General features: G+C 62.0%; 28 protein-coding genes, 1 tRNA gene and 1 pseudogene. 19 read left to right on the forward strand and 11 right to left on the reverse strand.

Annotated elements, in window-relative coordinates:
* Window positions 1–25 precede the first annotated feature (25 nt).
* The 7 genes from RAM60_RS10085 to RAM60_RS10115 all read left to right on the forward strand — a co-directional run bounded on the left by RAM60_RS10085 (window position 26) and on the right by RAM60_RS10115 (window position 6,648).
* The gene (locus RAM60_RS10085) at window positions 26–1,885 is read left to right on the forward strand and encodes a PHA/PHB synthase family protein (protein WP_369026876.1); all 1,860 of its coding nucleotides are present in this window, start codon (window positions 26–28) and stop codon (window positions 1,883–1,885) included.
* Between the two features lie 107 nt (window positions 1,886–1,992).
* Window positions 1,993–2,817 carry a phasin family protein gene (locus RAM60_RS10090; protein WP_369026874.1) on the forward strand — a complete coding sequence of 275 codons (825 nt, stop codon included), beginning with the start codon at window positions 1,993–1,995 and terminating at the stop codon, window positions 2,815–2,817.
* A 210-nt stretch (window positions 2,818–3,027) separates the two neighbouring features.
* A complete protein-coding gene (gene clpS, locus RAM60_RS10095) occupies window positions 3,028–3,387 on the forward strand; it encodes an ATP-dependent Clp protease adapter ClpS (RefSeq protein ID WP_510639690.1) in 360 nt (119 codons plus the stop codon).
* A 95-nt stretch (window positions 3,388–3,482) separates the two neighbouring features.
* Window positions 3,483–4,694 carry an LptF/LptG family permease gene (locus RAM60_RS10100; protein WP_369026873.1) on the forward strand — a complete coding sequence of 404 codons (1,212 nt, stop codon included), beginning with the start codon at window positions 3,483–3,485 and terminating at the stop codon, window positions 4,692–4,694.
* A gap of 6 nt (window positions 4,695–4,700) precedes the next feature.
* Complete coding sequence (gene lptG / locus RAM60_RS10105) at window positions 4,701–5,798, forward strand: LPS export ABC transporter permease LptG (protein ID WP_200981256.1); 1,098 nt, start codon at window positions 4,701–4,703, stop codon at window positions 5,796–5,798.
* Window positions 5,795–6,313, forward strand: a complete 519-nt coding sequence (locus tag RAM60_RS10110) for a GNAT family N-acetyltransferase (RefSeq protein WP_369026872.1) — start codon at window positions 5,795–5,797, stop codon at window positions 6,311–6,313. Before lptG ends, RAM60_RS10110 begins: the two co-directional genes overlap by 4 nt.
* A gap of 62 nt (window positions 6,314–6,375) precedes the next feature.
* On the forward strand, window positions 6,376–6,648 hold the full coding sequence (locus RAM60_RS10115) for a hypothetical protein (RefSeq protein ID WP_369026871.1): 273 nt from the start codon (window positions 6,376–6,378) through the stop codon (window positions 6,646–6,648).
* Window positions 6,649–6,743: 95 nt separating this feature from the next.
* On the opposite strand, the gene RAM60_RS10120 is transcribed toward RAM60_RS10115, so the two are convergent.
* Window positions 6,744–7,838 carry a fatty acid desaturase family protein gene (locus RAM60_RS10120; RefSeq protein WP_369026870.1) on the reverse strand — a complete coding sequence of 365 codons (1,095 nt, stop codon included), beginning with the start codon at window positions 7,836–7,838 and terminating at the stop codon, window positions 6,744–6,746.
* A 164-nt stretch (window positions 7,839–8,002) separates the two neighbouring features.
* Between RAM60_RS10120 and RAM60_RS10125 the strand changes: the two genes are divergently transcribed.
* Complete coding sequence (locus RAM60_RS10125; RefSeq protein ID WP_369026869.1) at window positions 8,003–9,160, forward strand: N-acetyltransferase; 1,158 nt, start codon at window positions 8,003–8,005, stop codon at window positions 9,158–9,160.
* 127 nt (window positions 9,161–9,287) lie between these two features.
* Window positions 9,288–9,719: a response regulator gene (locus RAM60_RS10130; RefSeq protein WP_369026868.1), complete on the forward strand. Its 432-nt coding sequence runs from the start codon at window positions 9,288–9,290 to the stop codon at window positions 9,717–9,719.
* 258 nt (window positions 9,720–9,977) lie between these two features.
* Here RAM60_RS10130 and RAM60_RS10135 read toward each other — a convergent pair whose 3' ends face one another.
* On the reverse strand, window positions 9,978–10,724 hold the full coding sequence (locus RAM60_RS10135; protein WP_200981262.1) for a Crp/Fnr family transcriptional regulator: 747 nt from the start codon (window positions 10,722–10,724) through the stop codon (window positions 9,978–9,980).
* Window positions 10,725–10,861: 137 nt separating this feature from the next.
* On the opposite strand from RAM60_RS10135, the gene RAM60_RS10140 reads away from it, so the two are divergent.
* Window positions 10,862–11,653: a response regulator gene (locus RAM60_RS10140; protein WP_200981263.1), complete on the forward strand. Its 792-nt coding sequence runs from the start codon at window positions 10,862–10,864 to the stop codon at window positions 11,651–11,653.
* A 58-nt stretch (window positions 11,654–11,711) separates the two neighbouring features.
* On the opposite strand, the gene RAM60_RS10145 is transcribed toward RAM60_RS10140, so the two are convergent.
* Window positions 11,712–13,313 carry a CHASE domain-containing protein gene (locus tag RAM60_RS10145; protein WP_369026867.1) on the reverse strand — a complete coding sequence of 534 codons (1,602 nt, stop codon included), beginning with the start codon at window positions 13,311–13,313 and terminating at the stop codon, window positions 11,712–11,714.
* Window positions 13,314–13,596: 283 nt separating this feature from the next.
* On the opposite strand from RAM60_RS10145, the gene RAM60_RS10150 reads away from it, so the two are divergent.
* Genes RAM60_RS10150 through RAM60_RS10160 form a run of 3 tightly spaced genes read left to right on the forward strand, consistent with a single transcriptional unit; the run spans window position 13,597 to window position 15,601 of the window.
* Window positions 13,597–13,773, forward strand: coding sequence for a NepR family anti-sigma factor (locus RAM60_RS10150; protein WP_200981265.1), 177 nt, complete (start codon window positions 13,597–13,599; stop codon window positions 13,771–13,773).
* Window positions 13,773–14,381 carry a sigma-70 family RNA polymerase sigma factor gene (locus RAM60_RS10155; protein ID WP_369026866.1) on the forward strand — a complete coding sequence of 203 codons (609 nt, stop codon included), beginning with the start codon at window positions 13,773–13,775 and terminating at the stop codon, window positions 14,379–14,381. The genes RAM60_RS10150 and RAM60_RS10155 overlap by 1 nt, the downstream gene beginning before the upstream one ends.
* 59 nt (window positions 14,382–14,440) lie before the next feature.
* Window positions 14,441–15,601: an AI-2E family transporter gene (locus RAM60_RS10160; RefSeq protein ID WP_369026865.1), complete on the forward strand. Its 1,161-nt coding sequence runs from the start codon at window positions 14,441–14,443 to the stop codon at window positions 15,599–15,601.
* A gap of 57 nt (window positions 15,602–15,658) precedes the next feature.
* Here the strand turns inward: RAM60_RS10160 and RAM60_RS10165 are convergent, their stop codons facing one another.
* Entirely contained in the window at window positions 15,659–16,270 is a 612-nt protein-coding gene (locus tag RAM60_RS10165) for a superoxide dismutase (protein ID WP_200981268.1), read from the reverse strand.
* A 62-nt stretch (window positions 16,271–16,332) separates the two neighbouring features.
* Window positions 16,333–17,604: a dicarboxylate/amino acid:cation symporter gene (locus RAM60_RS10170; protein WP_369026864.1), complete on the reverse strand. Its 1,272-nt coding sequence runs from the start codon at window positions 17,602–17,604 to the stop codon at window positions 16,333–16,335.
* 116 nt (window positions 17,605–17,720) lie between these two features.
* On the opposite strand from RAM60_RS10170, the gene glmM reads away from it, so the two are divergent.
* Genes glmM through thiD form a run of 3 tightly spaced genes read left to right on the forward strand, consistent with a single transcriptional unit; the run spans window position 17,721 to window position 20,090 of the window.
* Window positions 17,721–19,058, forward strand: coding sequence for a phosphoglucosamine mutase (gene glmM, locus RAM60_RS10175; RefSeq protein ID WP_369026863.1), 1,338 nt, complete (start codon window positions 17,721–17,723; stop codon window positions 19,056–19,058).
* On the forward strand, window positions 19,058–19,282 hold the full coding sequence (locus tag RAM60_RS10180) for a DUF1272 domain-containing protein (RefSeq protein ID WP_369026862.1): 225 nt from the start codon (window positions 19,058–19,060) through the stop codon (window positions 19,280–19,282). The genes glmM and RAM60_RS10180 overlap by 1 nt, the downstream gene beginning before the upstream one ends.
* Before the next feature lie 7 nt (window positions 19,283–19,289).
* Window positions 19,290–20,090, forward strand: a complete 801-nt coding sequence (gene thiD / locus RAM60_RS10185) for a bifunctional hydroxymethylpyrimidine kinase/phosphomethylpyrimidine kinase (protein ID WP_369026861.1) — start codon at window positions 19,290–19,292, stop codon at window positions 20,088–20,090.
* Here the strand turns inward: thiD and RAM60_RS10190 are convergent.
* The gene (locus RAM60_RS10190; protein WP_200981273.1) at window positions 20,087–20,974 is read right to left on the reverse strand and encodes an LOG family protein; all 888 of its coding nucleotides are present in this window, start codon (window positions 20,972–20,974) and stop codon (window positions 20,087–20,089) included. The two genes, thiD and RAM60_RS10190, sit on opposite strands and share 4 nt — an antisense overlap.
* Before the next feature lie 52 nt (window positions 20,975–21,026).
* Window positions 21,027–21,102, reverse strand: a tRNA-Trp gene (locus RAM60_RS10195).
* 83 nt (window positions 21,103–21,185) lie between these two features.
* Between RAM60_RS10195 and aat the strand changes: the two genes are divergently transcribed.
* The gene (aat, locus tag RAM60_RS10200; RefSeq protein ID WP_369026860.1) at window positions 21,186–21,905 is read left to right on the forward strand and encodes a leucyl/phenylalanyl-tRNA--protein transferase; all 720 of its coding nucleotides are present in this window, start codon (window positions 21,186–21,188) and stop codon (window positions 21,903–21,905) included.
* A gap of 35 nt (window positions 21,906–21,940) precedes the next feature.
* Here the strand turns inward: aat and RAM60_RS10205 are convergent.
* The 4 genes and pseudogenes from RAM60_RS10205 to RAM60_RS10220 all read right to left on the reverse strand — a co-directional run.
* Window positions 21,941–22,342 (reverse strand): annotated as a pseudogene (locus tag RAM60_RS10205) (DUF2155 domain-containing protein); the annotation flags it as partial.
* Between the two features lie 2 nt (window positions 22,343–22,344).
* The gene (locus RAM60_RS10210) at window positions 22,345–22,743 is read right to left on the reverse strand and encodes an NADH:ubiquinone oxidoreductase subunit NDUFA12 (protein WP_200981275.1); all 399 of its coding nucleotides are present in this window, start codon (window positions 22,741–22,743) and stop codon (window positions 22,345–22,347) included.
* A 48-nt stretch (window positions 22,744–22,791) separates the two neighbouring features.
* On the reverse strand, window positions 22,792–23,307 hold the full coding sequence (locus RAM60_RS10215) for a DUF192 domain-containing protein (protein WP_369026859.1): 516 nt from the start codon (window positions 23,305–23,307) through the stop codon (window positions 22,792–22,794).
* Window positions 23,277–23,675, reverse strand: coding sequence for a RecX family transcriptional regulator (locus RAM60_RS10220; RefSeq protein ID WP_425504494.1), 399 nt, complete (start codon window positions 23,673–23,675; stop codon window positions 23,277–23,279). Before RAM60_RS10220 ends, RAM60_RS10215 begins: the two co-directional genes overlap by 31 nt.
* A gap of 314 nt (window positions 23,676–23,989) precedes the next feature.
* On the opposite strand from RAM60_RS10220, the gene RAM60_RS10225 reads away from it, so the two are divergent.
* Together RAM60_RS10225 and RAM60_RS10230 are read left to right on the forward strand one after the other, a co-directional pair.
* Window positions 23,990–25,723: a fatty acyl-AMP ligase gene (locus tag RAM60_RS10225; RefSeq protein ID WP_369026857.1), complete on the forward strand. Its 1,734-nt coding sequence runs from the start codon at window positions 23,990–23,992 to the stop codon at window positions 25,721–25,723.
* A gap of 157 nt (window positions 25,724–25,880) precedes the next feature.
* On the forward strand, window positions 25,881–26,255 hold the full coding sequence (locus RAM60_RS10230; protein ID WP_369026856.1) for a response regulator: 375 nt from the start codon (window positions 25,881–25,883) through the stop codon (window positions 26,253–26,255).
* Window positions 26,256–26,260 lie beyond the last annotated feature (5 nt).

Here is a 26,260-nt window from a genome sequence, read left to right on the forward strand (position 1 = left end):
GCGCTTGCCCGAACGAGGAACGAAGATGACCGACGACGGCCCCGATCCCTTCACCAACATGTTCGAGGCGCCCGCCAAATTCGCACAGGCACTGATGGCGCCGCTCAAGGAGGGTGCCGGCCAGTTCACGATGTCGCCGGAAGACGCGCAGCAGTGGGCCAATGTCGGAACCCGGCTGCAGCAGATGTGGATGCAGTACCAGTCGGAACAACTCGCGAGCCCGCAGGAACTCGTCCCGTATTTCAACCCCACCCGCTGGATGACCATGGCGCAGGACTGGTTCCGGCAGATGCCGATCGCCGACCCTACGCAGCAACAAAAGCTGATGCAGGAAGGCATGGCGCTTTGGCGGCAGGTGCTCGGCCAATATGGTCTCGGCGGCGAACCGAAGACCGAGGGTGAACCCGAGATGCCGATCAAGGATCGCCGCTTCTCGGATCCGCGCTGGCGCTCGCACCCGGCCTTTGCACTGATCCATCAGACCTATCTCTTCCTCGCACAGCGCGTGGCAGAGATGATCGACACGATGGAAGGCCTGCCCGAAGACAAGCGCGAGCAGCTGCGCTTCACCACGCGCACGATCACCGAGGCTGCCAGCCCGGCAAACTTCCCGCTGCTCAACCCAGTGGTGATGGAAAAGACGCTGGAGACCAAGGGTGAGAATCTGGTCAAGGGCATGCAGCACCTGCTGGCCGACCTGCGGCGTGGTCAGCTTAGCCACACCGACGCGAGCGCCTTCAAGCTGGGTGAGAATATCGCGGTTACGCCGGGCAAGGTCGTGCACGAGACGCCCCTTTACCAGCTGATCCAGTATTCGCCCTCGACCGAAGAGGTGATGGAAACGCCGCTGGTGATTTTCCCACCATGGATCAACCGCTTCTACATTCTCGACCTCAACCCCAAGAAGAGCTTCGTGAGGTGGGCGGTCGAGCAGGGCCTGACCGTCTTCATGGTCAGCTGGAAGTCGGCCGATGCAAGCATGAAGGACGTGATCTGGGACGATTATGTCCGCGCACAGATGGACGCAATCGACCACATCCGCGAACGGCTTGGCGTCGAGAGCGTGCACACGATCGGTTATTGCGTTGCGGGCACTACCCTCGCCGCGACCTTGTCGGTGCTCCATCGCCGCGGCCAGCAGGACAAAGTCAAAAGTGCGACATTCTTCACCGCACAGGTCGATTTCGAGAAAGCGGGCGAGCTTCTCAATCTGGTCGAGGACCCGAGCCTCGGCGCTATCAAGGCGCTTTCGGCTGACGGCTATCTCGACGGGCGGTTCATGGCCGCGACCTTCAACATGCTCCGCGGGACCGACCTGATCTGGAACTACGTCGTCAACAACTACCTGCTTGGCGAGGACTATCCAGCCTTCGACCTGCTCCACTGGAACGGCGACGTCACCAACCTCCCCGCCAAGTGGCACCAGCAGTACCTGCGCGACCTCTACCGCGACAACCGCCTGGTCGATGCCGACGCGCTCAGCGTCGACAACACGCCAATCGATCTCGGCAGGGTCGAGACTCCCACCTATGTGCAGGCGGGCAAGGAAGACCATATCGCCCCGGCAGAGAGCGTGTGGAAGATCACCGAGCACTTCAAGGGGCCGATCAAGTTCGTGCTCGCAGGATCGGGTCACATCGCTGGCGTGGTCAACCCGCCCGATGCGAACAAGTACCAGTACTGGCTCAACGACGGCAGCCCCCGCAGCCTTGCGGAATTCCGGGAAGGCGCAGTCGAACACCCCGGCAGCTGGTGGCCTGACTGGATCGACTGGATGCGTTCGCACGGGGACAAGATGGTACCCGCCAAGGGCGCGCGCGTGCCCGGCGGCAAGGGCGACAAGGTCATCGAAGATGCGCCGGGACGCTACGTCGCAGCTCGATAAAGCACTGAAATAATTGTCGGTTGCGGATTATTGTGCACTGCACAAAAAATCCTTGACTTCGCAGGTGCAATGCCTATTTTGTGCAGTGCAACAAAAGCGAGGTTCCCATGGCTGACAGCCAGAGCAAGATCGATGCCGCTGCCGAGAAGGCTTTCGCCGAAGCCGCGGAAAAGAAGACCGCGGAAGCGGTGAAGACCGAAGTGAGCGCGAAGACCGTCGCCAAGGCGGTCGAAGCTGACAAGCCTGCTCCGATCAAGGCCGAGAAGGTTGCCGAAGCGGTGGCCGCTCCGGCTCCGGCCCCCGCCGCCAAGAAGATTGCACCGAAGAAGAAGGCAGTGGCCAAGAAGGTCGTCGCCAAGAAGGCTCCGGTGAAGAAGGTCGCCGCCAAGAAGGCGCCGGCTCTCGTGAAGAAGACCAAGGCTGCCCCCAAGAAGGCGACCCCCACCAAGAACACCCCCATTTCCAAGATGAAGGAAACCATCATGGCCACTGCCAAGACCGCAAAGACCACCGACTACACCGCCAAGGCGAAGGAACTGGCTGCCGACGTGCAGACCCGCGCCAAGGCCGCTTACGACAAGGGTGCCGAGCTGACCAAGGAAGCCGCTGAATTCCAGAAGGGCAACCTTGAAGCTCTCGTCGCTTCGGGCAAGATCCTCGCCGCCGGCATGCAGGACATGGGCCGCACCTATGTCGAAGAAGCCAAGGGCGCCGTTGAAACCGTCCAGGCCGACGTCAAGAAGATGGCTGCCGTGAAGTCGCCGACCGAGCTGTTCCAGCTTCAGGGCGAAATCGCCCGTCGCAACTTCGACGCAGCCGTTGCCGGCGCTTCGAAGAACACCGAAGCCATGCTGAAGCTCGCGAACGAAGCTTTCGCTCCGCTCTCGACCCGCTTCAGCCTGGCCGCCGAGAAGTTCTCGAAGGCCGCCTAAGCGAAAAGGACTTCAATCCGCCGGGCTCTCTCCTCTCTCTCCCTTGACCCGGCGATTGGACAGGACGGGTCGGATGACGTTCGCGTCGTCCGGCCCGTTTCCTTTTGCGTGCCTTGCTTGTCGCAGATCAGAGCTTTCTTAACCCGGACACGCTTTAGGGTGCTGCACACCGCTTGCGATTTGGCGAAGCGATACGATAATGGCCCTGCAATGACCTATGAAATGCCCCTCCTGACCCCGCGCGCCGCCGGTGACGATGATTCGCGCGATGGCGAGGGGCAGGTCGGCATTGCTACCAAGACCCGTGCGAAGCCCAAGAAACCCAGCCAGTACAAGGTGCTGTTGCTCAACGACGACTACACCCCGATGGAATTCGTGGTGATCGTGTTGAAGCGCTTCTTCCGCATGGACATGGAAGAAGCGACGCGGGTCATGCTGCACGTCCACCAGAAGGGTGTCGGCGTCTGCGGCATCTTTCCCTACGAAGTCGCCGAGACCAAGGTTAACCAGGTCATGGACTTCGCCCGGCAGAACCAGCACCCGCTGCAATGCACCCTCGAAAAGGCCTGATCGCAGCGCAATTCGACAAGGGGCATGACCTCCCCGGCAATTCGCGCTAGGGGCCGCGTCTGAAGCAAACGACCGGCGGCACCTTGTTCAAATTCATGCCCAGCATAGACCGCTACATTTTCCGGCTCGTAGTCGTGCCGATGCTCGGCGTGTTCGCGATTGCGGCTTCGCTCCTCCTGCTCGAAAAGATGGGCCGTCTGATGGATTTCGTCGCGGTCGAGGGCGGACCGGTTGGCGTCGTGTTCAAGATGCTTGCGGCGCTGGTGCCCGAATACGCCAGCCTGGCCATTCCGCTCGGGCTGATGCTGGGCATCCTTCTCGCGTTTCGTAAGCTCGCCACGACCAGCGAACTCGACGTCTTTCGCGCGGTCGGACTAAGCTATGGTCGCCTGCTGCGTGTGCCTTACATCATCACTGCGATGGTCATGGCGGTGAACGTCGCGCTGGTATTCTACGTCCAGCCGATCAGCCGGTACTATTACGAGCAACTCGACTACGAGCTGCGCTCGGGCGCGCTCGGCGCATCGATCAAGGTTGGCGAATTCACCACCCTTGCCGATCGCATGGCCTTGCGGATCGAAGAAAGCGAGGACGAGGGTCGCAAGCTGAAGGGCATCTTCGCCCGTGTGGCCAATTCCAAGGGACAGGTCCTGTCGATATCGGCCAAGGAGGGCGCGTTCCTCGCCACCAAGGACAATCCCGACACCATCATCCTGCGCCTGACGCAGGGAACCATCGTGCAGGATACCGGGGGGCAAACTCCCCGTGTCCTGACCTTTACCCGCCACGACTTGCCCATCGACCTTCCGGCGATTGAAAAATTCCGCGCCCGCGGCGATGCCGAGCGCGAATACATCCTGCCCGAGCTCCTGCGCATCGGCTGGAGCAAGGACGAGACCGCAACCAAGCGCGACGCCAGTCAGGCGAGCTTCAATTTCCGTCTTGTCGAGGTCGTCATGATGGCCTTGCTGCCTCTGCTGGCGGTGGCGCTGGGCATCCCGCCGAAGCGATCGACCAGTGCGCTCGGCGTCTTCCTGTCGATCATCATGGTGGTCGCGTACCACAAGGTGAACCAGTATGGGGAAGACATCGCGGCACTTGGCCGCGTTGATCCCATCCTTGCGCTTTGGGGGCCTTTCGCGCTGTTTTCGGCGCTCATCATCTGGATGTACTGGCGGGTCGCATACGTGCCGGGCGGACAGGCAATCGGCGCCCTCGAGGTGTGGTTCGCCAAACTTTCAAAGCGCGTTTCCAAGCTGTTCAGCAGGCGCAATCGGGCTTCCCTGCGCGTGGCGCCTGCGGAATAGGACTGTATGCAGCTCGACTTCTTCCCCTCGCGCACGCTCACGCTCTATCTCGCGAAGCTGTTCATCTTCCGCATTCTCGCGATGCTGGTCATGTTGGTGCTGGTGCTGATGATGCTCGACCTGCTCTCGAACAGCGGGAAAATCCTTGCAGTCCCGGGCAATGGCCAAGGTGAGCTGCTGACCTACGTCGGATATCGCATACCACAGCTGATCCAGAGCTTCCTACCTTACAGCGTGTTGCTGGCGACCCTCATTACCCTCGTCACGCTGAACCAGAACAGCGAGGTCATCGCAATGAAGGCTGCGGGCCTTTCGGCGCATCAGGTCCTTGCCCCCCTGTTGCTGACAGCAGGCCTCGTTTCGCTTGCCAGCTTCGGATTCAACGAGCGCGTCGTCACCCGCTCAACGGCTTCGCTCAAGGCATGGCAAGCCATCGACTACGGTGCCGAAGTCCCGGAATCGGGCGCGAAGTCGAACATCTACCTGACCGACGGCGCCAATGTCCTGACGGCCGCAGCGATCACCGGTTCTGGTGACACAACATCGATGCGTAACGTCACCTTCTATCGTCGCAATTCCGACGGTACGATTATCGAGCAACTGGTCGCGCCCACTGCGACATTTGCCGGACCGGGCTGGACGCTGGAAGACCCCACGCGCTTTCGCATCCAGAACGCCGTGACCGACAAGCCAGGCCCCGTGACTGTGGCCGAAGGAGTGACGCCCAGCCAAATCGAACTGGCCAAAGTGGATCCGGAGACCCAGCCTTTCTGGACGCTATCAAGCTCAATCGAAGCGTACGACAAGGCCGGCCGCCGGACCGATGAGCTCAAGGCCAAGTGGTGGCACAAGATTTCGGGGCCCCTTTCGGCCTTCCTCATGCCTCTGCTCGGTGCTGTAGCGGCATTCGGTCTCGCGCGATCTGGCCAGCTGTTCTTGCGCGCCATCATAGGCATGGCCATGGGGTTTGCCTTCTTCGTGGTCGATAACGCAGCCCTGGCAATGGGAAGCTTCGGCGGCTACCCGCCCTTCCTTGCCGCATGGGCACCAGTCCTGCTCTTCATCCTGATCGGCGAGACGGTGCTCATCCGGACCGAAGAGTGATCGACTGGCGTATCCGGCTCGCGCGTTCCGGGGATGGCGCTGCCATGTCGGAGATCGAGGCCAGTGCTGCACATCTCTTCGAACAGTACGAGGAATTCGATGACTTGGTCATCGGCGCGGCGCGGACGCCGCAGCAGTTCGAAAGCATCATCCGCAAGGGACGCTCGCTCGTCGCGGAACTCGATGGGCGGATCATCGGCCTGGCAGCCGCAGTGCCATTTAGTCGCGAACTGCACCTTGAAGAGCTCAGCGTCGGATGCGACTGGCAAGGCCAAGGCGCCGGTGCCTTGCTCCTGTCGGCATTGTGTATCGATGCGAGAGCTTCGGGATTCCAGGCAGTCACTCTCGAGACTTTCTGCGAGGTGCCTTGGAACCGCCCGTTCTATGGCCGACGGGGGTTCGAAGTTGTCGAGGATCTCGCCGCGCATCCCCGCTTGAAGGAAGATCTTGATCGCAAGATCTCCGCTGGCATGCCCGCACACGTCCGTTGCGCAATGATCAAATTCCTCGCCTGATCGGGAACCCTCGCCAGCCATCGAGCATTGATGCCACAATGTTGCCACAAAGGAGACATGGCATGAAGAAGTTCGCTCTACCCGCCCTCGCCGCCGCGCTTGCCCTTGCGGCGTGCGATAGCGCCGATGCGCCCGCGACCGACGATACCGCAGCGACCACCGAGGCCGGTGACACCACTGTGATCACTCCGACCGCGACCGAAACCGTCGTCGCAGATCCCGGCACCAGCGCCACCGTGAACACCACGGATGGCACCAGCGTGACGGTCGATGGCAAGGATGTCGACGCGACCGTCAGCGAAGACGGCGTGCAGGCCAAGATCAACGTCGACTAAGACGCTCGCGGACTGTCGTTCCGCGCAAAAATTCAGGGCCGCTCCCGCATCTCGCCGGGAGCGGCCCTTTTGCTTTGTTCGAGTGTTTCCTTGGCTCAGCCGCGCGGGCGCATCGTGCTCCGCGCGATCCGGGCGACCAGGACCCCCATGCCCTTGTGGTTCGCCCCGTCATAGGTCGAACCAGCCCCCAGTTCCCTCACCAGGCGACGATGCGCCTCGGGCAGCGAGTGATAGGGCATGGACGGCATGAGGTGGTGCAAAGCGTGATAACGCAGGCCGACCGGCGCCCAGAGCTCTGCAATCGCGCCAGGCGGCGGGACATTGACGGAATCCAGGAACTGCGCCGTCACGGTCATCGCCTCGCCCTCGTTCTCCCACAAATGCGCGACAAGTGTGCGCAGCTGGTTGAGGACCGCAGTGACCGAAACGACGGACAGCGTGACCAGCAGCGGACGCCAGCCCCACAGGAAAACGCTGCCGATGAGCAGCCACGACCAGATGAAGCTCGCCAGCTCGAGCCGCAGGACATAGGCACGGAATCCGCCATCAGCAGCCTTGCGGCGGAAGTCGGGGTTGATCGCGAGCGCGGAAAAGCGTTCCCACGTCAGGCGGCGGATCGGCGGAATTACCAGACCCAGCGGCAGCAGGACCGCGCAGCGGAACAGCAGCGCGACGGGAGCAAGCAGCGCGACCAGCACGAATAGCGGCAGGCTCCACGGCTTCATCAGCGCGAGCGGAAGGTACTCCGGATCCTCGATCGTGCCGTACTGGGTACGCTTGTGGTGCAGGGTGTGCACGTTCTCGTACATGAAAGATGGCATCAGCATGGGAATGCCGACCATCAGGTTCCACGCGGTCCGGAAGCCGGGCAGCGGATTGCCGCGAAAATGCGAGATTTCGTGGATGAACAGCAGCGCGCGGTAGAGCGTCAGCGAGGAAATCAGGCCGAGCAGGAGCGCAAGTGGCGTACTGTCGACCAGGATCGACCCGGCAAGAGAAGCATAGCCGACCAGCGCCGAGCCGATCATGTCGGGCCAATAGACAGCCGCGCGATGGTTCTCGATGTCCTTGGTGAGGTCGCGCGCGGCGCGGAGCATCGCCTTGTCATCGGGCATTTGCGCGTGCCAGTTCGCCCCGGCCTCGCGGCGGGCGACAAAGTCGTCGGATGGCATCGTCGGATGAGCGGTCATTGCAAATTTTCCTTGGGGGTGGCCCTAACGCATTCGGGGCCGGGAATACAGCGCGCGGTGTCGATCATAGTGATCGCCCTGACCCGAGCCGCCGGGTGTTTCCTTGACAAAGATCATTATGCGCACAACGGGCTAACCCAGGCTGAACAGGAAAGGCGCACCGCGTGGCTGGCAACGAGATAAGTATCGAGCCCATCGGCAGCAAGAAGGACCGTGCGCGTTTCGTGGACCTGGGTCGCGCCTTCGCAGCGCGTGAACCGCATTCGGTACCCCAGCTACGCTCCGAGCAGCTCGAACTGGTCGACCCCGATCGCAATCCGTTCTTCGGGCACGCCAGTCACCAGTTCTTCATCGCCACACGCGGCGGGAAGGATGTTGGCAGGATCTCGGCCCATATCGATCACCTGGCGCTTGAACTGCCTCCCGAACAAGGCATGGGCCCCGGAACCGGAATGTTCGGCTATTTCGACGCCGAAGACGAAGAGGTTGCCAAGGCCCTGCTTGCCGCCGCCGAGGAATGGCTCCGCGGTCAGGGCATGACCCATGTGCTTGGCCCGATCTCAATGTCGATCTGGGAAGAGCCGGGCCTGCTGGTCAAAGGCCAGGACCACCCGCCGACGATCATGATGGGACATCATCCCGCTCATTACCAGGGGTGGATCGAAGGCGCCGGCTACGAACCGGCGAAGACCTTGCTCACCTACGATCTCGATATCCAGAAGGGATTCCCGCCGCTGATCCAGCGGATCGTCCAGTCGGGTGAGCGCAATGCGCGCATCAACGTGCGCCATGTCGATCTCAAGCGCTGGGACGAGGAGGTCGCAGTCGTGCTCGGCATCCTCAACGATGCCTGGTCCTCGAACTGGGGTTTTGTACCCTTCACTCCCGAAGAGATCGCATACGCGGGGAAGAAGCTGAAACCACTGATCCATCGCAGGCTCAACATGATCGCCGAGGTCGATGGCCGGCCGGTGGCTTTCATGCTGACCTTTCCCGACGTCAACGGCGTGTTGAGGAAGATCGACGGCAAGATGTTCCCCTTTGGCTGGATTTCGCTTCTCAAGTGGATGCGCAAGCCGTCGGGCACGATCATGCGCGTACCGTTGATGGGCGTGCTCAAGGAGCTGCACAATTCGCGCCTCGCAAGCCAACTTGCCTTCATGATGATCGAGAAAATCCGCCAGAATGCCGTCGAATGGCTGGGTTCGACCCGTGGCGAGATCGGCTGGATCCTGGACGACAACCAGGGAATGAACGCGATCGCGGATGCCATCGAAAGCAAGGTGAACCGCGAGTACATCATCTATCGCAGGCAGCTCTAAGCAGGTTTGGACCTGGCGCTGTGGCGCCGGGGCAACTGCGCGGAAAATTGCAGTGCTGATTGGAACCGGCTGACTCGATGAACCGTTGGACTGGCCGAGGACACCCGCTCCTCGGTCATTGGACGCCATGAACAAGACACGCTCGAAATCGAAGTTGGATCCCCTACCGCAACGCGTTCTCATCGTAGAGGACGATGCGGTGCTCGGGCTCTCGATCGAACAGGCGCTTGAAGACGCAGGTGTCTCTGATGTGCGGATCTGCCCGACCACCGATGCAGCGCTTGCAGCCTTGCGCAATCAGGCACCCGACGCGATCGTGCTGGATGTGCATCTGGCAGATCGTGACGATGGCTGGGCCATCGCAGAACTTGTCCAAACCCTTGGCCCGCAGGCACCGCGGATCATTTTTTCGACCGGTATGCCGCAAGACATCCCGACCGACATCGCTGCGCAGGGTTGTGTGCTTGTGAAGCCATACGATGCCATAACGCTCGTGGACTTGTTGCGTGAACCCAAGCGGCGCGGGATAATCTCGCGCCTTCGTGGCGCCCTTAGCTAAGCCACCCGGAGTTCTAGTCGATGCTGCCAGCGGTTCCATGCCGTTGGCGCTCCAACCCTGATGTAATTGCTCCTCGCCATGTCGAGAAAAAAGGCCTCCATCGGTATTCCGATGGAGGCCTTTCGGGATCGTATCACCAGCCGCTTGGACGGGAGGGGGGGTCTCGGCGGTGACATAGGATAAATGCTCGTCCTGAATGGCGGTTCCCACCCTTGCCAAAAATATTTCGATTGCCCCGGAGAGACCGGAATTATCCTGTTAAATGAAAGGCCTGAGCTTTTCGAGATGCCTGTCGAACTGGGCAAATTCACATGCCTTGTCCATGTCGGGGACCGTAATCTCGCGGTTCTTCCAGATGACCAGACCTTCTCGTTCCAATTGCCGCACGGTTCGGTTGGTGTGGACCAGCGAGAGGCCAAGCATGTCGGCAATCTGGTTCTGCGTGATCGACAGATGGAGTATGTTGTCGTTGGAGGACACCCCTGTGGCCAAGGCCCGGTCCAGCAGCCAAACGGCCAGATAAGTCAGGCGCTCGCGCGCGCTGCGCTGGCCAAGCGCGACAATGTGTTCCTCAAGCGCACGTTCCTCCTTCGCGGCCAGCCACACGAGGTCATAGCCCAGTCGCGGGTGTTCCCCGATCAATGTCGCAAATTCGCCGCGCTTGAAGACACAGAGCCGGGAATCGAGCAGCGTCTCGATCGTATGGCTTGCAGGCTCCTCGAACGCGCCCTGAAGCCCTGCCAGATCACCGGGGAACATGAAGTTGACGATCTGGCGCCTTCCGTCCTCCAGGGTCCGATAGCGCATCAGAACGCCGTCCAGGACAGTGTATAGATGCTTCGACTCGGTTTCCTGCTCGATCAATACTTCCGACCGGTCCAGCCTGACCTCTCCCGCCTTGAATTCCTCCATGTAGGCGAGCTGCCGCGAATCCAGCGGTCGTAAGCCTGGACAGTTCTGTAACGGGCATTGTCGGCAGGGTACGGGATCGGCCACCGTGTGCATGCGAAGTCTCCCCTCTTCACCCCGCGACCGTCGGGCGGATGGTAACATTTGTCAAACGCCCAATTTTCACATCGTATCCTGCGGAACCAACCGGCAAGCGATACGTTCAATGCGCGCACCTAATGGAAGGGGTCAGAATGTCGCTTGGTGACCAGATAGCCAAAAATCTCCCGTATCTCCGTCGTTACGCCCGCGCGCTTACCGGTTCGCAGGCAACAGGGGACGCATTTGTTCGGGCCACGCTTGAGGCGGCCTTGGCGGACGAACAGCTGAAGAAATCGCTCGAAGGTGGCCGCGTGCCCTTATATCGCGCCTTCAACAAGGTTTGGTCGAGCGCTTATCTCGATGTGCCAGAGACGGTTGGCGGGCTCGATCACGAGACTGCCGCACAGGACCGCCTCAAGTCCATTACACCGCTTAACCGGCAGGCTCTGCTGCTGACCACGCTCGAGGATTTCTCGGTCGAACAGGCAGCGGACATCATGGATATGGCCCCCGACGATATCGAACGGCTGGTGCAGGAGGCCGTGACCGAGATTGATCGCGAGTCAGCAACGAGCGTCCTGATCATCGAGGACGAACCGCTTATTTCCATGCAGCTGGAAGACCTAGTCTCTTCGCTGGGCCACGAAGTCTGCGGCACTGCGGCGACGCGGACCCAAGCGCAGGAAGTCGTCGCCGAGAAGACGCCTGGCCTTGTGCTTGCTGATATCCAGCTGGCCGATGGCTCTTCGGGGCTTGATGCCGTGGATGACATCCTCGCGATCAGCAGCGTACCGGTGATCTTCATTACGGCCTATCCAGAGCGACTGCTTACTGGCGATCGTCCGGAACCGACCTACCTCGTGACCAAGCCGTTCCAGGAACAGACTGTAAGGGCAGCGATCAGCCAGGCACTGTTCTTCGGTTCAAGCCGACCGCTGGGTTGATCTAGGAAAAGCAAATAAGGCGGGGCCTGCCGGAGACGGCGGGCCCTTTTTTTGTCGCCTAGTGTCCCCGACCGCTCGGGCGGTTCTGGCGCAGGGCAAATTCGTTCGGTTCGCGCACGGGGGTCAACAGTACACAGCGAACGCCGCTTTCGGCAAATGTCAGTTCGACCGGATGGCGCAGTTCGTGGGCAACGATCTTTTCGATAAGTTCCGTCCCGAAGCCGCGACGCATGGGACGAACCACCAAGGGGCCATTGCTTTCTACCCACTCGATGCGGGCAAGCGTGTCGTTGACCGAACTCCAAGTGATCGAAACATTGCCACCAGGAACGCTCAGTGCACCATACTTGGCAGCATTGGTGGCAAGCTCATGGATCGCCAGCCCCAGCGAGAGCGCATCATTGGGTGCGAGTTCGACGTCCGGACCCTCGAGGGTAATGGTGTGATCCGCATCGCTTGAATAAGGCGCGAGCTCCACGCCCACGACCGACTTGATCGGCGTGGTGCCCCATTCCGATTGCGTGAGCAGATCGTGCGTTGCCGACAATGCCCTGATCCGTCCGTCGATGCCTTCCGCAAACTCGTCGAGACTCTTCGAGCGACGGCGGGTTAGCGAGACGATAGAAAGCACATTTGCCAGCGTGTTCTTGACGCGGTGGTTGAGCTCGCGGGTCAATGAGTCTCTGATCGAATTTTGCTGGGCAAACCAGTCGATCGAACGACCGTCTTCAAGCGCCTGCTGCGTCAGGAGTCGGGCGACGAGCATGAGCAGGCTGGCTACCGCCAACCCGAACAGCAAGGTGATCATGGACATCGAAGACAGTGTTTCGTCCCGGGCCGACTGCACCGATATTAGCATTTTCCGGTTTGCGAGGATCACTTCGCGTTCGACCGTCGTGCCGGTCTCCCGCCATCCGGGAAGCTCCGCGATAAGCTCACGCTTACCGTCCCCGATATCGTACATCCGGGCTCCCACTCCATCGTAGCTCACCAGATCCGCCGCCGATTCCAGGAATTGGCGTGCATTGAAGGGACTGTAGACGAAACCCTTCAGGTCGCGCCCCTGCTCGGCAGGGGTGAAAACCGGCATGTAGATCAGGAATCCAGCATCCGATCCGCGACCTTCCTGGACTAACACGATCGGGCCGCTGGCCGTGGGTCGGCCGGTCTCGACCGCCTCATCCATCGCCGCCCGTCTTACCTGCTCGGAATACATGTCGAAGCCCAACGCCCGCCGGTTTCTGAGCGTATCCGGTTGCAGATATAGAATCGGGACCATAACGGCACGCGGCTGCGCATCGAAACTCGGACGCATGACCAGTCGCGAGGTCCTTCCCCGCGACAATTGTTCCTCGAATTCGTCGATTTCGCCGGGACCTATGGCAGGGGCCCAACCGATACCCTCCGCACCCCGGTAGTCGGCGTCCATCCTGAGCTCAGACACGAACCGGCGGAAGAGCTCGGGCGATACCTCGTCCTGCGTGGTCAACAGTGCAGAGCCCGCACGAAGATAGGACGAGCCCGTGAAAGCACGGCGTTCGATCGCGGAAGTCATTGCCTGCGCACGCCGGTTGATGTCCGCCGCGTCGCGTTCGATCTCCCCCTTTTCGATCGCAAAGACGCTCAACACGGTCATCGCCATGACCATGATGAAGATCATGACGGGTATCGCGCGCGGATACTCGACGAGCCAACGGCGTCGGTTGCCTTTGCGTTGGATGTCGTCGGTAGCCAGCGGCCTGCCCCTTATCGGTCCCTGTCGTTCGGATTATATACTATGATGTATTGGCGATTTCGTTCCACACATGGGATTTGCGGGAACCATTTTACCCAAGGCCCGTTACGCGAACACTTGAGGGATCTCGCGACACCACCCGCCTGACCGCTTCCGTAACGCCGAGCAGGGTGCGGGGTGTCCAAAACAGGGACCATACTGGACAGACATGAGCGCCGACAGCACTAGTGCGAGCGGAAAGGATGGCGGCAAGCTTCCGCCGAAGCGGCCTGCCGAGAAGCCGGATTGGAGCAATGGCCTCCGCCAGCTCTATGATTCGGTTCTCGACGAGCCGCTGCCCGATGCTTTCAAGGACCTACTCTCGAAGCTGGACGACAAGGACTAATGGGGGCCGATAGCCGTACGGCCTCGGAAAAGGCCGATTTCAAACGCGAGTTGACCGAAGTGGTCCCTCATCTGCGTGCATTCGCGCGCGGCCTATGCGGCCGCGCCGACATGGCGGACGATCTCGTCCAGGAAGCCCTGCTGAAGGCATGGGCTGCACAGGACCGTTTCCAGCCTGGCACAAGCATGCGCGCCTGGACCTTCGTTATCCTGCGCAATGCCTACCTCACCGACATGCGCCGCAACCGGTTCCGCGGCGAGTATGACGAGACCGTCGCCGAGCGGGTACTCACTGCTCCCGCCGGTCAGGAAGAACCCATCCACCTGTCGGACATGCATCGCGCATTACTTACGCTCCCTCCAGAGAGGCGCGAGGCGCTGCTTCTGGTCGGCGCAGGAGGTTTTTCGTATGAGGAAGCCGCAACGATCTGCGGCTGCGCGGTGGGTACGATCAAGAGCAGGGTCGGTCGTGCACGCGCGGCACTGACGACCATGCTGAGCGAAGGCTCCATCCCCCGGCGTTCGATCGATGACGAGATCGCGCACAGGGCGATTCTCGAGGAACTCGACGACGTTGCGGCGGGCAACGGGGTTGCCTCTCGCAGCTGATGGTTGCTCCCTTCGTGCTTTGCTTGTCACGACGTCTGCTGCGCGGCAAATAGCGGATCATGGACGAGGTCGACCCCACGCCTGAGGAACCAAGGCGCGCAGAGCGCACCCGCACGCTCGGTTTTGCGGAACAGGAACTGCGCCTGATTTCGTCGCTCGTCGTGCTGATCGGGATCGGGCTATTCCTGGCGCTGCCCTTCGTCTTGTCCATCGGTTCGGTGGTGTTCCTGCCGGTCGTCACCGCGCTTGTTCTCACCGTCATTCTGTCCCCGCTTGCCGACAAGCTAAACGGCTGGGGCCTGCCCAATGCGCTGGCATCGCTGGTCTCATTGCTCGTGCTCTTTGCGATTCTCCTCCTTGCCTTGGCGCTGATCCTGCAGCCGGCGATCGCACTGTTCGATGACATCCCGGCGATGGCGCAGCAGGTGATCAACCGTTTCGGCGAATTGCAGCGACAGTTCGCCTGGGTCGGAAGGATCAACGACCAGCTCGCCGCGCTGGTAAGCCGGGAAGAGGGACGCGAGGTCGTGCTCGCTTCGCCCAGCCTGCTCGAAGAGGTAGCCTTCGCTACGCCGAGTATCGTTCTCGAGACGGTACTCACCCTGCTTATGACCTATTTCATGGTCGAAGCACGCGTGCGCCTGCGCCAGCGCCTGCTGTTCGGCCGCACCAGTTTCGGCACCAGCATCAAGGCGGCACGCGTGATGCGAGAGGTTCAGGACCGCGTCGCCTCCTACATCCTCACCGTTGGATGGATCAACGCCTGCGTCGGCGTGATCGTTGCAGTGGGCGCTTGGTCCATGGGGGTCGACGCTCCGATCATGTGGGGTGGGCTGGCCGCTTTGCTCAACTTCCTGCCCTACGTCGGGCCGATCATCATGATCACCCTGCTCGGCCTATTCGGTATCGGGACGACAGAAACCGTGTTCGTGGGCATCCTGCCTGCCCTCGCCTATCTGGGACTGCACACGATCGAGGCGAATATCGTTACCCCGTCGATCCTCGGGGCGCGGTTCACAATGAATCCCGTCCTCATTCTTATTGCCCTGTCTTACTTTTCCTGGGTTTGGGGCGTGTTTGGTGCCCTGCTGTCGGTGCCCATCCTGCTGATGCTCACCGCGCTGTTCGACCACGTGGGACGACCGAACTTGGTCGGGTTCATATTTGGCGAACCGCTGTTCGGTGCCGAGATCCTGACCGACACCGAGCAGGAGGCATAAGAAAGGCCCGCCAAGCAGAGGGCTCGGCGGGCCTTTGCTAATTCATGCGAGGCTGTATCAGCCGGGGTATTTCCAAGTAGTGCCACGGGCGAGATTCTCGCTCGCGAAGCTCCAGTTGAGCTTGCCGTTAACCGCATCCAGGTAGGCCGGGCGCGCATTCTGGTGGTCGAGGTAGTAGGCGTGTTCCCACAGGTCGATCACAAGCAGCGGGTTGGTGCCCGACTGGTCCGCCAGCGTGTCACCGTCATGCGTTTCCTCGATGGTCAGCGCACCGTCCTTGACCGCCAGCCAGACCCAGCCGCTGGCGAAGTGGCCTGCACCACGCTCCGCGAGCTTTTTCTTGAGGTCGTCGACCGAACCGAAGGCGTCGTTGATCATGCTCTTGAGCTCGTCGGAAGCCGACGTTTCTTCAGCCGCCATGGAGTGCCAGTAGAAACCGTGGTTCCAGCTCTGCGCTGCATTGTTGAACAGGCCGGCGTTGCTGCCGCGCGCGGCTGCAACCACGTCTTCGAGTGACTTGTCGGCAAGATCGGTGCCCTCGATCGCGGCGTTGGTCTTGTCGATGTAAGCCTTGTGATGCTTGCCGTGGTGGAACGACAGCGTCTTGGCCGAAACCGCAGGCTCCAGCGCGGTGTCGTCGTAAGGCAGGTCGATAAGGGTAAAGGCCATGGGTTTCTCCAATCCTTGGTGGCGCGAAATTCGGTTGTCCCTACACCAATGCGCGGGACGCCCTAGGGTTGCACGGGCTCTTCGCCCAGGTCGCCGCTGTGGTCAACGGCAGTCGTAACGGCGACATCCATCGTCACATTGCCCAGCGTGCGCATGATGTCAGGCAGCATCTCCACCGCCACCAGCAAGGCTAGCGGTTCGATGGGCACGCCCATTGCCAGAGCGATGGGGCCGACCGAGATCACGAAGCTGATCGAACCCGGAAGGCTGACCGATCCCACGCTGATGATCAGTGCGACAAGGGCGCCGGTCGCCAGAGTAACCGGGTCGAGCGAAACGCCAGCGAGATGCGCGACATAGATCGCGACAGCCATGTTCATGGCCGGACTTGTCGCACGAAAAATCGCCACCGACAGCGGGAGCACGAAATCCGCCGTCGCCTCCTTTACCTCGAGGCGACGGGCACTGACGAGCATTGCAGGAAGGCTGGCAAGGGAGCTCTGTGTCGACAATGCCACCGCTTGCGATGGCAGCATCGCCCGGATGAATGCAAGCGGACTGCGCTTGCCGCCAACCATTGCGACGACATAGCCGCCGACGAGAACGATCGCTCCCATCGCCGATACAGTGAGGATGTAGTGCGCGAGAGTGACGAAGGCGCCTCCGCCGCCCGCGGCGGCCACGCCAATCGCCAGCGCGAACACGCCTACGGGAGCCACTGCCAGCACCCATCCGATGATCACCAGCATCGCATTGCCGAGTGCGCGGAAGAAGGCGAGCAGAGTTTCCGCCTGACTCTCCGGAAGGCGCACAATGGCCAGCGCGAAAAGAGCGAAGAAGATTGTCAGCGGCAGCATGGTAGTCTGTGCCGCAGCCGCGATGACGTTCGGGGCCACCAGAGAGGTGATGAAAGCAGCAATTCCGGGCACCTCGCCCGCGCCCGCATCTCCGTCGGCCATCAGGAAGCCCGCAGCGCCGGAAGGAATCGGGAAGGCGTCGAGGAGGAGCGGCATGAAGATGCAAGTGGATATCGCGCTCAGCGCCAAGATGCCGAGAATGTAGCTTATCGTTGTGCGCGCAACCCGTCCCGCCGAAGCGGCACGCGCCATCTGCGAGATGCCCAGCACCAATAGCGAAGCAACCAGCGGTATGATCGTCATCTGCAGGGCATTGAGCCAGATCGTGCCGACCGGAGCAGCCACGGTTTCGAGGAGAGCGAAGCCAGGCGTCCCGTGCAACAGCATCCCGAGCAGCAGGCCTGCGACGAGGCCTGCCAGGGTCCAGCCAGCCGGTATCCTCACTTCGACCAGCCCGTTTTCCTTCGCAACCGTCATGCAATCTCCCCGAAATCCGTTGGACAGGCCTTAGCGCGTTTTGCCCAATGTGCCAGTTACCCGTGACAAGAGCGCCGCTTCGCGCCATGGAACCGGCGAAGACCAAGGGAGCACAAATGGCACGCAAGTTCTTCGGCACGGACGGGATTCGCGGTCGCACCAACGAAGGCGTCATGACGGCGGCCACCGCGATGCGCGTGGGTCAGGCGGCAGGTACGCATTTCCTGCGCGGTGGGCACCGTCACAGAGTGGTGATCGGCAAGGACACCCGCCTGTCTGGCTACATGATGGAGAGCGCGCTGGTGGCGGGTTTCACCAGCGTCGGCATGGATGTCGTAATGACCGGCCCGCTTCCTACCCCGGCGATCGCCATGCTCACCCGCGAGATGCGTGCCGACCTCGGCGTGATGATTTCCGCAAGCCATAATCCGTACGAGGACAACGGCATCAAGCTGTTCGGACCCGACGGGTTCAAGCTGTCGGACGATGCCGAAGCCTCGATCGAACGGCTGCTCGAACAGGAACCGCTGCTGGTGGAGCCTCACCGTATCGGCAGGGCGCGCCGCATTGACGACGCACGTGGCCGATACATCCATGCCGTGAAGCAGTCGGTCGCCAGCGACATCCGCTTCGACGGGCTCAAGGTCGTGGTTGATTGCGCCAACGGTGCAGCCTACCAAGTTGCTCCCTCGGCGATCTGGGAGCTGGGTGCCGAAGTCATCGCCATGGGCGTCGAACCCGATGGCACCAACATCAACAAGGGCGTCGGCTCGACCTCGCTCGATGCCATCAAGGCACGCGTGGTCGCGGAAGGCGCCGATATCGGCATCGCGCTCGACGGGGATGCGGACCGCCTGATCGTCATCGACGAGAAGGGCCAGACTGTCGACGGCGACCAGATCATGGCGGTCATCGCCGATCGCCTGCATGCCCGCGGCGACCTTCGCGGCGGCGGGATCGTCGCCACCGTCATGTCCAACCTCGGTCTCGAGCGCTTCCTTGCGGGCAAGGGCCTGACGCTCGAGCGCGCCAAGGTTGGCGATCGCTACGTGCTCGAGAAGATGAAGCAGGGCGGTTTCAACGTCGGCGGAGAGCAGTCGGGGCACATGATCCTGCTCGACCATGGCACGACCGGCGACGGCACCGTCGCTGCGCTGCGTGTGCTGGCCAGCCTCGTGCGCTCGGGCAAGCCGGCGAGCGAACTGCTCCATGCCTTCGACCCGGTTCCGCAATTGCTGAAGAACGTTCGCTACTCCGGCGGCAAGCCGCTCGAGGATGCCACGGTGAAGCAGGTCATTGCCGACGCCGAAGCCGAACTGGAAGGCAAGGGCCGCCTCGTCATTCGACCTTCGGGCACTGAATCCGTCATCCGCGTCATGGCGGAAGGCGACGATGCCGCCCAGGTCGAAGTGGTGGTCGACCGGATTTGCGACGCCGTGAAGGGAGCCGCCTGATGCTCGAAATGCGCCCTGATTGCGAACGCTGCGGCACGGACCTCCCGGCCGAGGCCCCCGGCGCCTTCATCTGCAGCTTTGAATGCACGTTCTGCACCGATTGTGCCGACGACCTCGATGACGTCTGCCCCAATTGTGGCGGCGAGCTGATGGACCGGCCGACGCGCGCCAAGAAGCTGCAGGACAAATATCCTCCGTCCACCGAACGCAAGTTCAAGGGCTGAGAACACCTTGGTCGCCCCTCCCCCCAGAATCCTTTCCATTGCCGGATCGGACAGTTCCGGCGGTGCCGGCATCCAAGCCGACATCAAGACGATCACCATGCTCGGCGGCTATGCCATGACCGCCATCACGGCTGTCACAGCGCAGAACACACGCGGCGTGCAGGGGGTCGAGGCCTTGCCACCAGATTTCGTTCTCGCCCAGGTCGACAGCTGCCTCGACGACATCGGGGCCGATGCGATCAAGATCGGCATGCTCGGGTCGCCCGAGGTTGCCATGCGCCTGGCAGAAAGGCTCGATACCTTCTCCGGCACTATCGTGTTCGACCCGGTGATGGTTGCGACCAGCGGCTCTTCGCTGGCCAGCGAAGCGACTATCGCCGCCTTCGGTGCATTGATGGACATTGCGACAATCGTCACGCCTAACTTGCCTGAACTGGCAGCACTGACCGGGCGCGATCAGGTCGCGGAAGAGGACATCTACAATGTCGCGGGCGAACTCGCCGAACGCCATGACACGATCATCCTCGCCAAGGGTGGCCATGGCGAGGGTCACGAGGTCATTGACCGGATCGTCTCTTCGAGCGGGAAAATCGCCAGCTTCGGCCACGCGCGGATCGACACGCGGCACACGCACGGGACAGGCTGCACGCTGTCAGCAGCGCTGGCGACCTTCCTCGGCTATCGCCAGCCATTGACCAACGCTGTCAGGCTGGCGCGCAGCTTTACCTTCGCAGCCATCGAGAATGCTCCGGGCTTTGGCGAAGGCAGCGGCCCTCTGGGCCATGAGGCGGTGCGAAAGCTGGACTAGCGATCGAGCTTGTAGAACGCGCTGATATGTTCCCACGCCTCTTCGGCAGTTTCGCACCAGCGGAACAGGTCGAGATCCTTGCGCGAAATCGTACCCTCTTCGGCGATGGCGTCGAAATCGACAACGCGGGTCCAGAAATCCTTGCCGAACAGAAGGATCGGGATCGGCTTCATCTTGCCGGTCTGGATGAGGGTGAGGAGCTCGAAGAATTCGTCGAACGTGCCGAAACCGCCCGGGAACACCGCAACCGCACGCGCACGCAGCAGGAAGTGCATCTTGCGTAGGGCAAAATAGTGGAAATTGAGCGCGAGATAGGGCGTCACGTACTGGTTGGGCGCCTGTTCGTGCGGGAGAATGATGTTGAGACCGATCGATTCGGCGCCGGCATCGCTCGCCCCCTTGTTGGCAGCTTCCATGATCGAAGGGCCGCCGCCTGAGCAGACGACGAACTGGCGCTTGCCGTCTTCGACAATCGATTTGTCGCTCGCAATGCGCGCGAGGCGATACGCTTCAGTGTAATACTTGGCTTTTGCGACGAGGCTTTCGACGATGCGCTTTTCGTCATCCGGCAAGTCTTTTGCCGCTTCGAGCGCAGCTTCGCATTGGTCGGGCGCGGGAATGCGCGCGGATCCGTACATCACCAGCGTCGATCCGACACCGGCCTCTTCGAGAAGCATTTCGGGTTTCAGGAGTTCGAGCTGGAAGCGAACGGGGCGCAATTCCTCGCGCAGCAGGAAATCGGGATCCTGGAACGCCAGGCGGTAGGCCGGGTGGGCCGTCTGCGGCGTCTGCTTCTTGTGGCTCTTGTCGAATTCGGCCTCTTTTTCGGCCGGATAGAATTTGCGAGCGGCGAGGTCGCGCTCTTTCTTTTCTTCTTCTGTCATGGCTCGCCCGATAGGGCCGCGAAGCCCATCGGACAAGCGATGAAGAAGGAAATGGCAGGGGTGACAGGATTCGAACCCGTGGCCCTCGGTTTTGGAGACCGATGCTCTACCAGCTGAGCTACACCCCTGCAGGAGCCGCGCGCATTAGTATGGGCGCGCATGCTTGGCAAGGCGCATATCGCGCCATCGTCGTTGGTGCTAGGATAATGCGATGCACGCCCCCGCCGCCCATACGATTCCGGTCGACCTGCTGCTACGAGCCTATCGTGCGGGCGTCTTCCCCATGGCGGACCATCGCAACGACGAGGAAGTGTACTGGGTCGAGCCGCGCGAACGGGCGATCTTCCCGCTCGACGGCCTGCACATCTCGCAGAGCCTGAGGAAGACAATCCGCCAGAACCGCTTCCAGGTGACCTGTGACCGAGACTTCGCGAGCGTTATCGCCGCCTGCGCCGAACCGCGCGAGGAGCACGCCGAAAGCTGGATCAGCAATCGGATCGAGGCGAGCTACAACGCGCTCCACCGCGCCGGCCATGCGCACTCGATCGAATGCTGGGAAGGCGGGCGTCTCGTCGGAGGTCTTTACGGTGCCGCATTCGACCGGGTGTTCTGCGGGGAAAGCATGTTCAGCCGCACGAAGGATGCAAGCAAGGTCGCGCTGGTGTGGCTGGTCGCGGCAATGCGTGATGCCGGATACGAGGTGCTAGACTGCCAGTTCATGACCGACCACCTTGCCAGCCTCGGCGCGGTGGCAATGCCCCAATCGGCTTATGTGTCGTTGCTCGCTTCGGCGACAGGCTCCGGAGTTGGCTCGGGCGCTGCCTGGGGTTCGCGCGGCGTGGTCGGTTCCTTGCCCGCATCGGTCTCGCGATTCGCTTCAGCGGAATCACCCGGGAAGTCCATTTTGCAGTCCTTGACCCAGACATCATAGATCGGGTGTTCGACCACGTTGAGGCTGGGTGAATTCTTGAACAGCCAACCGGAAAAGACCTTGCGAAACTGATCCTCGGTCCCGCGTTCGAGCACCAAGACCTGAACGAACGCCCCGGTTTCCTTGGGCATCTCCCACGGCGCGGTCCGTTCGCATGCCTGCAAGCGGATGATGACATTGCCCATGCGCCGCTGTTCGCCCGGCTTCATCTCGATGTCCTGGCTGACATTGTTGCGCTTGTTGAGGAGGCCGATCGTGGCCACCCGGTCTTCCATCGGCGTCCCGATCCCGGCTTCGGCAGCGGGCTGCTTCGGCACCGGCGCAAGCTTCAGATCGTCGGGAATCTCGGTTTCGACGGCCTTCGGGTCTTCCGGCTTGTCGCGGTTGCAGCCGGCCAGCGCAGCGAGCGCGAGAGTCAGGGCCAGCGCCCGGCGCATCGTCACGCGTCCGGCGACCAGGCTTCGTAGTCGCCGGTGGCGCGGGCACGCTGCCCGCCACGCTCAAGCGCGCCGGCAGGGCGATAGGCCGCAGCGGTGCCGGTGGCATTGGGAGTGTAGTCAGCTTCCCAGATGCGTGGAGGAGGCAGATGGCTTTCGGGCACATCGTCAAAAGAGCCGTGCAGCCAGCCATGCCATTCGGCAGGAACGCGGCTGGCATCGTTGGCGCCTTCGTAGATCACCCAGCGACGCTCGCGACCGTCGCCGGTCTTCTTCTTCGAGCGGTAATACTTGTTGCCCTGCGCGTCGGTGCCGACGTGGACGCCATTGCGCGAGGACCACAGGAGCGTGCCGATCGTGGCGCCGTCCCACCAGGTGAAAATCTTGCCGAGGATACCCATGGCGGCGCGACTAGCCGATTCGTGCGCGCGGGCCAAGCCATTCGGCGCCTACCATGCGACCTTGTCGCCCGGTTCTATGCCCAGTTCGGCGGATCGCCCGCCCGCGAGCTCGAGCACGCCCAGCACAGGCCCCACCGAATAGACCGGTTCGAGCGAATAGGGAGTGGCGTTGGCGGCGATGTTGGAGATCCGCCCGCCGGGCCCGACAAAGATGATATCGAGCGGGAGCGGGGTGTTCTTCATCCAGAAGCTTTGCGCAGTCTTGCCGTCGTAGGGAAAGATCATTCCCTCGTCGGGACCGAGTTCGGTGCGGAACATCAGGCCCTTGCGCTGCGCTTCGGGCGTATCCGCAACCTCGACTGCGAAGCGATGCTTGCCCGCCGCGCTTTCGACGGTGAGGGGAATGACCTGGAGGCCCGAGACGGGGTGGACGGTCGGCGCAGCGGTTTCCGCATTAGTACCGGCCTCGGCCGACACCTGCGGCGAACATGCGGCGATGCCAAGCAGGGCACCTGCCGCCAGAATTCCCGCGGTCAGTCCGCGTCCCGTGCTTCTGCGACCCATTCTTCGAGCTCCTCGATCGTGGCCGCTTCCAGGACATGGCGCGCGGCGTCGAAATCATGGCCCGCGCGCACCATGGCTGCAAGCCGCTTTTCGCGCAGCTTGTGCGCTTCCTCGGGAGTGCGAGGAGGCGAAGTGTCGAAAGGGCCGAAGCGACGACGACGGGCGAGAACCACGGCCGATTCGCGCCGTGCCGCCTCATCCGGTCCGAGGGCTTCGCGCAGGGGTTCGGCGATGTCCGCTGCCCTGAGGTCCTGGTCGATCCGCCGCGCGCCGTATCCTCGCGAGAGCAGGCCGCTTGCTCGCGCCTTGCCGTAGATTTCGTCGTCGACGTACCCTTTGTCCACGAACCGCGCGACGAGTCCTTCCACGTCCGGTTGGCTCTCTTCGGCCCATCCTCGTTCGCGCAATTTGCGCGTGAGGTAAGCTTTTAGCTTCCCCGCGCTTGTTGCAAATCGGGCAACATAAGCAAGCGCAAGTTCCTCTAGTCGTTGGCTTTCAAGCGGCCTGACCGTGCGTTGCTTGCGACGAGATGTTGCGTGGCGATGGTCCATCGGCCATAATCGTGCCACAGTCATTACCGATTGGGAAACGTTGAACAGGCGCCCGCACGCAGACGGGCACCGATTGGGACCACTGAGGGTTGCCTTCGGGCATAACTATCCACGGGTATCGCTACACAATTATGACCGACGCCGTTTTGACGCCGACGCCGAACGATTGCGACCTGCCGCGTCGCCGGTCGGACTTCGCGACATTCACCGAGGCGGTGGATTACGCTGCTCGCAGCGCCAAGGGCCTCAATTTCCACGACATGCGCGGGACGCTGGAACGGGTGTATCCGTTTGCCCAGATGCGCGAGGACGCGCTGAAATTCGCGCGTCAGCTCGTCGCCGCGGGCATCGGCAAGGACGACCGCGTCGCCCTTGTCGCCGAGACCAGTCCCGAATTCGCGGCGCTGTTCTGCGCCTGCGTCTATGCCGGTGCCTGGCCGGTCCCGCTGCCGTTGCCAACCACCTTTGGCGGCAAGGACAGCTACATCGACCAGCTTTCGGTCCAGCTTGAAAGCAGCGATCCGAAAATCCTCATCTACCCCGGCGAAATCGGCGAGATGGCGTTTGCCGCTGCCGAACGTCAGGGTTGTGCGGGCGAAAGCTGGGAAGATTTCGCCCAGCGGCCCGACCCCGAGTGCGAGCTGCCCGAGGCGCAGCCGGACGATATCTGCTATCTCCAGTATTCAAGCGGCTCGACCCGCTTCCCGACCGGCGTGGCGGTGACCCACAAGGCACTGCTCCACAACCTCTACGGCCACGCGACCGGGGTGAACCTGGGCGAGAACGACCGGGTCATCAGCTGGCTGCCGTGGTACCACGACATGGGCCTTGTCGGATGCTTCCTCTCGCCGATCGCCAACCAGGCTAGCTGCGATTACATTAAGACCGAGCATTTCGCTCGCCGCCCGCTGGCCTGGCTCGAACTGATCAGCCGCAACCCGGGCAACAGTCTCTCCTATTCGCCGACCTTCGGCTACGACATCTGCGCCCGCCGCATCTCGAGCCAGAGCCATGTCGGCGACCGCTTCGACCTCTCGCGGTGGCGCACTGCGGGCAATGGTGCGGACATGATCCGTCCCGACGTCATGCAAAGTTTCGTCAATGCATTCGCCGAAGCCGGGTTCAAGGCCAGTGCCTTCACTCCCAGCTACGGATTGGCCGAAGCGACGCTCGCCGTGACCGTCATGCCTCCGGGCGAGGGCATCCGCGTGGAACTGGTCGAGGAAGAACGTCTTTCGGGACGCCCGCGCGACCTCAGCCACCCGGCCCGCTATCGTGCCATCGTCAATTGCGGCAAGGCGCTGCCGGGCATGGAAGTCGAAATCCGCGGCGAGAACGGCGACGTGCGCGGCGACCACCAGATCGGCAAGGTCTGGTGCCGTGGCGACAGCGTCATGCACTCCTATTTCCGCAACGAGGAAGCGACCAACGACTGTCTCGTCGATGGCTGGCTCGACACGGGCGACATGGGCTACCTTGCCGATGGCTACCTGTTCATCGTCGGCCGAGCGAAGGACATGATCATCATCAACGGCAAGAACCTCTGGCCGCAAGATATCGAATGGGCGGTCGAGCAACTGCCGGGCTTCAACCACGGCGATATCGCGGCCTTCTCGATCGATACCGAGGCTGGTGAAGAGGCGCCCGCCGTTCTCGTCCATTGCCGCGTCTCCGACCCTGACGAGCGGATCAAGCTGCGCGACCAGATCGCCGACAAGGTTCGCGGCGTCACCGGCATGAGCTGTGTTGTCGAACTGGTTCCGCCGCGCACGCTGCCGCGCACGAGCTCGGGTAAGCTCAGCCGCGCCAAGGCCAAGCGGCTTTACCTCGCCGGCGAGATCCAGCCGCTGGACCTCGCCGCCTGACGCGTGGTTGTGGCGTGTTCGCCACAGCCACGTCCAAGCAAATCAAGCGCTTCACGGTTCATCGCATTTTGGCGAAGGAATCGCGTGGATGGCGGAACTCTGCCGTTTTTCATCCGTTTTTCGGCAGGAACCCGGGTCGCACCGGCCGAGTTCGAACATGCAACACAACCTGCCAGGCAAGCGCGTATTGATCGTCGAAGACAATCCGCTGCTGGCCCATGACATCAAGGACCTGATGGAGGAGCTGGGGGCATTGCCCATCGGCCCGGCGCTCGACTTGCAGGCCGGGTTCTCGCTGCTCAACGACAACGAACCCGATGCCGCGCTGCTCGACGTGGACCTTGCTGGCGAGCTGGTCTGGCCATTGGCCGAAGCCTTGAGCGCCCGCCGTGTGCCCTTCGCCTTCATCAGCGCCGATTGCACGCAGGAGTACCTCCCCGATCGCTATCGCCGGATGGTCTGTCTCGAGAAGCCCGCGACCAAGGAGGAAATCGTGGGGGTTATCAGTGAGCTTGCCTCGGGCGAATGCTGACGGGC

The organism is Qipengyuania sp. RANM35, from assembly GCF_041021145.2.
Classification (GTDB): domain Bacteria; phylum Pseudomonadota; class Alphaproteobacteria; order Sphingomonadales; family Sphingomonadaceae; genus Qipengyuania; species Qipengyuania soli.

Coding starts and splice junctions, on each gene's coding strand:
- RAM60_RS10085 (WP_369026876.1), top strand. CDS start 26: ATGACCGACGACGGCCCCGATCCCTTCACCAACATGTTCGAGGCGCCC.
- RAM60_RS10090 (WP_369026874.1), top strand. CDS start 1,993: ATGGCTGACAGCCAGAGCAAGATCGATGCCGCTGCCGAGAAGGCTTTC.
- clpS (WP_510639690.1), top strand. CDS start 3,028: ATGACCTATGAAATGCCCCTCCTGACCCCGCGCGCCGCCGGTGACGAT.
- RAM60_RS10100 (WP_369026873.1), top strand. CDS start 3,483: ATGCCCAGCATAGACCGCTACATTTTCCGGCTCGTAGTCGTGCCGATG.
- lptG (WP_200981256.1), top strand. CDS start 4,701: ATGCAGCTCGACTTCTTCCCCTCGCGCACGCTCACGCTCTATCTCGCG.
- RAM60_RS10115 (WP_369026871.1), top strand. CDS start 6,376: ATGAAGAAGTTCGCTCTACCCGCCCTCGCCGCCGCGCTTGCCCTTGCG.
- RAM60_RS10120 (WP_369026870.1), bottom strand. CDS start 7,838: ATGACCGCTCATCCGACGATGCCATCCGACGACTTTGTCGCCCGCCGC.
- RAM60_RS10130 (WP_369026868.1), top strand. CDS start 9,288: ATGAACAAGACACGCTCGAAATCGAAGTTGGATCCCCTACCGCAACGC.
- RAM60_RS10135 (WP_200981262.1), bottom strand. CDS start 10,724: ATGCACACGGTGGCCGATCCCGTACCCTGCCGACAATGCCCGTTACAG.
- RAM60_RS10140 (WP_200981263.1), top strand. CDS start 10,862: ATGTCGCTTGGTGACCAGATAGCCAAAAATCTCCCGTATCTCCGTCGT.
- RAM60_RS10145 (WP_369026867.1), bottom strand. CDS start 13,313: ATGATCTTCATCATGGTCATGGCGATGACCGTGTTGAGCGTCTTTGCG.
- RAM60_RS10150 (WP_200981265.1), top strand. CDS start 13,597: ATGAGCGCCGACAGCACTAGTGCGAGCGGAAAGGATGGCGGCAAGCTT.
- RAM60_RS10155 (WP_369026866.1), top strand. CDS start 13,773: ATGGGGGCCGATAGCCGTACGGCCTCGGAAAAGGCCGATTTCAAACGC.
- RAM60_RS10160 (WP_369026865.1), top strand. CDS start 14,441: ATGGACGAGGTCGACCCCACGCCTGAGGAACCAAGGCGCGCAGAGCGC.
- RAM60_RS10165 (WP_200981268.1), bottom strand. CDS start 16,270: ATGGCCTTTACCCTTATCGACCTGCCTTACGACGACACCGCGCTGGAG.
- RAM60_RS10170 (WP_369026864.1), bottom strand. CDS start 17,604: ATGACGGTTGCGAAGGAAAACGGGCTGGTCGAAGTGAGGATACCGGCT.
- glmM (WP_369026863.1), top strand. CDS start 17,721: ATGGCACGCAAGTTCTTCGGCACGGACGGGATTCGCGGTCGCACCAAC.
- RAM60_RS10180 (WP_369026862.1), top strand. CDS start 19,058: ATGCTCGAAATGCGCCCTGATTGCGAACGCTGCGGCACGGACCTCCCG.
- RAM60_RS10190 (WP_200981273.1), bottom strand. CDS start 20,974: ATGACAGAAGAAGAAAAGAAAGAGCGCGACCTCGCCGCTCGCAAATTC.
- aat (WP_369026860.1), top strand. CDS start 21,186: ATGCACGCCCCCGCCGCCCATACGATTCCGGTCGACCTGCTGCTACGA.
- RAM60_RS10210 (WP_200981275.1), bottom strand. CDS start 22,743: ATGGGTATCCTCGGCAAGATTTTCACCTGGTGGGACGGCGCCACGATC.
- RAM60_RS10215 (WP_369026859.1), bottom strand. CDS start 23,307: ATGGGTCGCAGAAGCACGGGACGCGGACTGACCGCGGGAATTCTGGCG.
- RAM60_RS10225 (WP_369026857.1), top strand. CDS start 23,990: ATGACCGACGCCGTTTTGACGCCGACGCCGAACGATTGCGACCTGCCG.
- RAM60_RS10230 (WP_369026856.1), top strand. CDS start 25,881: ATGCAACACAACCTGCCAGGCAAGCGCGTATTGATCGTCGAAGACAAT.